A 6,198-nucleotide genomic window follows, 5' to 3' on the forward strand; every position below is an offset into this window, starting at 1 on the left:
TCATGGGCTACCGCTTCGCCATCTTCAACTACGCCACCCAGTCCCTGGGCGGCGCGGTCACCGTCAACCGCTTCGACCTCACCACCCCCTGAGACAGCGACGCCGGCCGGACCCCTTGCGGGGTCCGGCCGGCGTGCTGTTGTTCCATGGACGGAAGGTAAGCGAGGTGGGGGAGCGCGGCTTCCCGGGCGGTCACCCCTCCAGGCGGTAGACCCGTGTCGCCGTGGTCCGGAAGACGGCCTCGTGCTCGGCGGCCGTCAGCCCGGCGTCAGTGAGCAGCGCCGAGACGGTCTCGCTCCAGAGGGGCAGGGAGCCGGCGAGGAGACAGACGGGCCAGTCCGAGCCGAACATGAGACGGCGCGGACCGAACGCGTCGAGCGCCACGTCGACGTACGGGCGCAGCGCGGCGGCGTCCCAGTCGTCCCCCGCCTCGGTGATCAGACCGGAGAGTTTGGCCGTCACGTTGGGCTCCGCGGCGAGCTCACCGATGAGGCCCGCCCAGGGGTCGAGCTCCCCGGACGCGATCGGCGGTTTCGCGAGGTGGTCCAGCACGAAGGTCAGCTCGGGCACGGCGCGTACGGTCTCGATCGCGGCCGGCAGCTGGTGCGGCAGGACGAGCAGGTCGTAGACGAGCCCGGCGGCCGCGACCTGCCGCAGCCCCCGGCGTACGTCGTCGCGGGCCAGCCAGCGCGGGTCGGACTCGCCCTGCACCAGGTGGCGGATCCCGCGCAGCAGCGCGCCACCGGGCGAGGCGGCCAGGGCGGCGAGCTCGTCGGCGAGGTCGGGCCGGGTCAGATCGGCCCATCCCACCACACCCGCGACCGTCCGCGACCCCGCCGCCAGCGCCAGGAACTCGCGCGTCTCCTCGGCGTCGGGCAGCACCTGCACGAGCACGGAGCGGCCGATGCCCGTCCCGGCCGTGGCGGAGGCGTAGTCGGAGAGGGCGAAGTCACGGTGGATGGGAGCCATCTCCGGGGGGTCCAGCCACGTCTGCGGGCGCCGGGAGAGGTCCCACAGGTGGTGGTGGGCGTCGACGCGGGGCGCCGCCGCAGTCACCGCAGCAGTCACCGCCGCAGTCACAGGGGGAGCCGCCGGGGAAGCGGCGGGGGGAGTCACAGGGGGAGTCACATCGGAAGTCACAGCGCGTCGAAAGCCTCTCGTGCCAGTTCCCTCAACGGTTTGCCGGTTGCCTCGGCCAGCGCGGCCAGGTCGTCGTACTCGGGTTTGACCCCCCACGGCCCGTGTTTCATGCGGACGTCCCGGCCGTGCAGGCGTACGGTCTCGAAGTGCCGGGGCAGGGCGACCTTCTCCACCACGCCGCGCCGCAGGCCCAGGCTTCCCGTCTCGGCGAAGACCAGGTCCTGAAGGCGGTCGGCCAGCTCGGGGGCCGTGAGGACGTGCAGGACGTGCGCGGGGCGCCCCTTCTTCATGACGGCGGGCGTGATCCAGGCGTCCGCGGCGCCCGCCGCGAGGGCACGCTCGACGACGTGCCCGAGGACCTCCCCGGTCACGTCGTCGAGGTTCGTCGACAGGACGATCTGCGTGCCTTCCCCGGCCACCGGCTCGCCGAGCATGGCCACGGTCACGTTGGGCCGGTCGGGCAGCACGCGGCCGCCCGCGCCGTACCCGGTGGCACGCAGGGCCATCTCCGGAGCCGGGCCGTACGCCGTGCCCACGGCGCGCAGCAGGGCCGCGCCGGTCGGCGTGACCGCCTCTCCCGCCTCTCCGCCCCGCACCCGTGCCCCCTTCAGCAGCGCGAGCGTGGCGGGGGCCGGGACGGGCAGCACGCCGTGGCGGGTGTGCACCGTGCCGCCGCCCAGCGGCAGCGGCGCGGAGTGCACGCGCGTCACCCGGAGATCACGCAGCGCCGCCGCGCATCCGACAATGTCGATCAGGGTGTCGTGCCCGCCGAGCTCGTGCAGGTGGACGTCGGCGGGCGGCACGCCGTGCAGCGCGCCCTCCACCTCCGCGATCGCGGTGAGCGCCGCCTCCGCCACGGGCAGGCCGGTGCGGGCCGCCATCGTGATCAGCTGCGCGGCCGGGCGCTCGGTGGCGTCGTCGTCGACCTCGATCCGCACGCGGGTGGCGGTCAGCGCCCCGGTGCGCACCCGCTCGGCGTCGAGCCGCCAGCCGGTGAGTCCGGTCGCGGCGACCGCCTGCCGTACGGCGTCGAGCGAGGCCCCGGCGTCGAGCAGCGCGCCGAGCAGCATGTCGCCCGCGAGCCCGGTGAAGGGGTTGAGGTAGACGATCATCGGTACGCTCCGGTCGTCGTGTCCGCCGTCCGCGGACTCTCCTCGCCCGCCGGACCCGTCTGCGCCCGGGACGCCCTCCTCGTGAGGCGGTAGGCCGCGAGGGCGGCGCCGAAGCCGGAGTCGATGTTCACCACGGTCAGGCCGGCGGCGCAGGAGGTCAGCATGGCCAGCAGGGCCGTCACGCCCTCGAGCGCGGCGCCGTATCCGGTGGAGGTGGGCACCGCGATCACCGGCGTCTCGACGAGACCGCCGACGACGCTTGCCAGCGCGCCCTCCATGCCGGCGATGACGATCACGCTGTCGGCCGCGCGCAGGTCGTCCGTGGCGGCGAGCACGCGGTGCAGACCGGCCACTCCGACGTCCCTGACCATGACGGTCCGCAGGCCGAGCGCGGAGGCGACGGCCGCCGCCTCCGCCGCGACGGGGCCGTCCGCCGTCCCCGCCGTGACCACGGCCACCGTGTGCTCGATCGGCTGGGCCGGCCGCCAGACCAGCAGCCGGGCGTCCGGGTCGTACGCGCCGCCGGAGACGAGCGCGCCTACCTCGGCGGCCGTGCCGGGTTCGACCCGCGTCACCAGGACGGGACCGGTGTTGCGGCCGAGCAGAGCGGTGACGATCCCGGCGATCTCGCTCACCCGCTTGCCCGGGCCGTACACGATCTCGGGCAGCCCCTGGCGCGCCTCGCGGCCGAGATCCACGCGGGCGTAGCCGAGGTCGAACGCCTCGTTCATGCGGGTACGACGTGTCCGGCGGCCGGCGGCGGTCCGGCGCAGGGCCGGTCGCCGCCTGTCGCCATCGCGAAGCGGAGCACGGTCACTCTCCCGCGAGGTAGGGGATCGTCATGGGGCCTTCCGGCAGGACGCAGACCCGTCCGGGCAGGGCGCGGACCGTGGCGGCGATGTCGCCGGTCTGCTCCAGGTGGGCGGCGGCCAGGTCGGCGTCGCCGAGGAACGACGTGTGCATGACCACGCGGGCGTGCCGCTGGATGCGGGCCTGGATCTGGACCTGCCACTGGTCGGGCACGGTCTCGGTGCGGCGGGAGATCTCCTCGAACAGCGCCTCCGGAGAGGCGGCGGAGGTGAGCACGTCGCGGTAGGAGCCGTGGTCGGGGAAGCCGTCCCGGCACTCGGCGGCGCAGACGATGGTCCCGCCGGGCTTGACGACCTGGGCGGCGGCGCTCATGCCCTTCACCGACTGGTAGAGGTTCTGGTCGAGCGGGAAGCCCGCGTTCGTCGTCACCACCACGTCGAAGGGCTCGCGCACCGGGCGCATCGCGGCGGCGCGGGCGGCGGCCGTGGCGGCGGCGTGCATCGGCAGCAGGTCGCCGCCGAACGCCTGCACGATCCGCTGTTCGCGGTTGAGCACGACGTCGAGGGCGAAGGTGACGCCGGTGGCGGCGGCGATGGCGCGGACGTCGTCGTGGACGGGGTTGCCTTGGATGACGCCCCAGGTGGCCCGCCGGTCGCCGATGCGGGCCGCGTCGTGCAGGGTGAGCACGGTCTCCAGGGCGGCGAGCCCCGGCGCGACCAGCTTGGGGCCGCCGGAGAACCCGGCGAAGAAGTGCGGCTCGACGAAGCCGGTCGTGATGCGCACGTCGGCGTCGGTCCACTCCCGGTTGAGCCAGACCGGCACGTCCTTGCCGTGGCGGCCCATCCACCTCAGCGACGACGCGTCGCGCGCGTCGTGGTTGACGATCCGTACGGCGTCCACGACCGGGTCGCCGAACATCGCGCGCAGTTCGGCGTCGCTGTTGCCGCGGTGGGTGCCGGTGGCCACCAGGATCACGACGTCGCCCAGGTCGGTGATCCCGTCCAGTTCGGCCAGGATCGCCGGGATCATCAGATGCCGCGGCTGGGGCCGCGTGCCGTCGCAGGCGGAGATCGCCACCGTCTGGCCGGGACGCACCCGCTCCCGCAGCGGCGGGCCCGCGACGGGTTCGCGCAGGGCCCGGCGCAGTTCGGCGGCCTCGTCCGTCACGGCGGGCCGGGCGACCGGCGCGATGACCGTGGTCCGGTCGTCCGGCAGGTCCACGACCAGGCCGCCGGCGCCGTAGGCGAGATCAACCCGCATGGTCCAGGTCCTCCCAGAGCGCGTCCGGGATGTCCGCGGCCGCCAGGGCCAGATCCTCGGTGATCTCCTCCGCGCTGCGCGCGCCGATCAGGACGTTGGCGACGGCCGGGTGGCGGTGGGGGAAGCGCAGGGCCGCCGCCGGCAGCGGCACGCCGTGGGACGCGCAGACTCGTCCAAGCTCGCGCGCCCGCTCCAGCACGGCGGGCGGGGCGGCGTCGTAGTTGAAGGTGGTGCCGCCGGCCAGGATCCCGCTGTTGAACACACCTCCGGCGACCACGGCCACACCCCGCCGCTCGCACTCGGGCAGCAGTTCCTCCGCGGCGGAGCGGTCGAGCAGCGTGTAGCGTCCCGCGACCAACACGGCGTCCAGATCGGTCTCGCGGACGAACCGGGTCAGCATCTCGGCCTGGTTCATCCCGGCGCCGATCGCACCGATCACTCCCTGGTCGCGCAGCTCGGCCAGCGCCGGAAACGCCTGGCCGGCGGCCTGCTCCCAGTGGTCGTCCGGGTCGTGGATGAACACCAGGTCGAAGCGGTCGAGCCCGGTCCGCTTCAGGCTGTCGTCCAGCGAGCGCAGCACACCCTCGCGGCTGTAGTCCCGAACCCGCACGAAACCGGTCCGCCCGGGGAACCCCTCTTCCTCACCCTGACCGGGCACCAGCAGCCGGCCCACCTTGGTCGAGACCACCGCCTCGGCGGCGGCGTCCCGCGGCAGAGCGCGCAGGAACCGGCCAAGACGCTCTTCGGCCAGCCCGCTGCCATAGTGCGGCGCGGTGTCGAAATAACGGATCCCCGCCTGCCACGCGGCGGCCAGCACCTGCTCGGCCTCATCCTCACTCACCGGCGCGAACAGCCCGCCCAGCGGCGCCGTGCCCAGCCCGTACCGCCCCAGCCTGCCCGCCAGACCGGCGGCAGCGGCCGTCACGGGGTCACCGGCCGCAGTCGCAGCCCGGCCATCCCGCCGTCCACCGCCAGCTCGACCCCGGTCGTGGACCCCGCCCGCGGACTGGCCAGATACGCCACCGCATGAGCGACCTCCTCCGGCCTCACCAGGCGGCCGTGCGGCTGGCGGGCGTTCAACGCCGCCCGCTCGGCCACCGGATCGGGCGCCGCGCCCAGCAACCGCCCCACCCACGGGGTGTCCACCGTGCCCGGAGAGACGCAGTTGACCCGGATCCCCTCCCCGACGTGATCAGCCGCCATCGCCCGGGTCAGCGCCAGCACCGCTCCCTTGGACGCCGAATACACGGCCCGCTGCGGCAATCCCGCCGTCGCCGCCACCGAGCAGACGTTGACCACCGCCGCGCACGGCGATTCACGTAAGAACGGCAACGCCGCCCGGGACACCCGGGCGATCCCCACCACGTTCACATCCAGCACCCGCAACCACTCGGCGTCGTCGTTGTCGGCCACCGTGCCCAACGCGCCCACCCCCGCGTTGTTCACCACCACGTCGATCCGGCCGAACCGCTCGGCCACCGCCGCGACCGCCGCACGCACAGACACGTCGTCGCTCACATCACACACGAACTCGGCGTCCTTCAGATCCAGCACGGCCACCCGGGCACCACGCGCGGTCAACTCCTGCGCGATCGCCCTGCCGATACCCGAAGCCCCGCCCGTGACGATCGCCACCACGCCGTCGAACTCCGCGCCGTCGAACTCCGCACCGTGCCCGCCGTGCGGCTCGCCCGGCCCGCTCACGCCCGGCCCGCTCACGCCCGGCCCGCTCACGCCCGGCCCGCTCACACCCGGTCCATTCACGCCCGGTCCGTTCACACCCGCCTCGCTCACGCCTGGCCCACCCGCTGCCGCTGACGGCCCAGACCCTCGATCTCCAGCTCCACCACATCCCCCTCCCGCAGATACGCCTGCG

At 74.3% G+C, this 6,198-nt stretch carries 6 protein-coding genes; all 6 read right to left on the bottom strand.

Translation table 11 applies throughout. From position 1 onward, the window contains the following. Nucleotides 1-192: 192 nt before the first annotated feature. The 6 genes from ACGFIB_RS36655 to ACGFIB_RS36680 all read right to left on the bottom strand — a co-directional run bounded on the left by ACGFIB_RS36655 (nt 193) and on the right by ACGFIB_RS36680 (nt 6,071). Nucleotides 193-1,068 carry an amidohydrolase family protein gene (locus ACGFIB_RS36655; protein WP_393378061.1) on the bottom strand — a complete coding sequence of 292 codons (876 nt, stop codon included), beginning with the start codon at nt 1,066-1,068 and terminating at the stop codon, nt 193-195. A 68-nt stretch (nt 1,069-1,136) separates the two neighbouring features. Then, a complete protein-coding gene (gene larC / locus ACGFIB_RS36660; protein WP_142576368.1) occupies nt 1,137-2,252 on the bottom strand; it encodes a nickel pincer cofactor biosynthesis protein LarC in 1,116 nt (371 codons plus the stop codon). Beyond that, a complete protein-coding gene (larB, locus tag ACGFIB_RS36665; RefSeq protein WP_393378063.1) occupies nt 2,249-2,983 on the bottom strand; it encodes a nickel pincer cofactor biosynthesis protein LarB in 735 nt (244 codons plus the stop codon). Before larB ends, larC begins: the two co-directional genes overlap by 4 nt. Nucleotides 2,984-3,065: 82 nt before the next feature. Next, the gene (gene larA, locus ACGFIB_RS36670) at nt 3,066-4,322 is read right to left on the bottom strand and encodes a nickel-dependent lactate racemase (protein WP_393378065.1); all 1,257 of its coding nucleotides are present in this window, start codon (nt 4,320-4,322) and stop codon (nt 3,066-3,068) included. Then, nucleotides 4,312-5,247 carry an aldo/keto reductase gene (locus tag ACGFIB_RS36675; protein WP_393378068.1) on the bottom strand — a complete coding sequence of 312 codons (936 nt, stop codon included), beginning with the start codon at nt 5,245-5,247 and terminating at the stop codon, nt 4,312-4,314. Before ACGFIB_RS36675 ends, larA begins: the two co-directional genes overlap by 11 nt. Next, a complete protein-coding gene (locus tag ACGFIB_RS36680; protein ID WP_393378069.1) occupies nt 5,244-6,071 on the bottom strand; it encodes an SDR family NAD(P)-dependent oxidoreductase in 828 nt (275 codons plus the stop codon). The genes ACGFIB_RS36675 and ACGFIB_RS36680 overlap by 4 nt, the downstream gene beginning before the upstream one ends. Nucleotides 6,072-6,198 lie beyond the last annotated feature (127 nt).

It is taken from the genome of Microbispora bryophytorum, assembly GCF_043197435.1.
GTDB classification, from domain to species: Bacteria; Actinomycetota; Actinomycetes; order Streptosporangiales; family Streptosporangiaceae; genus Microbispora; species Microbispora bryophytorum.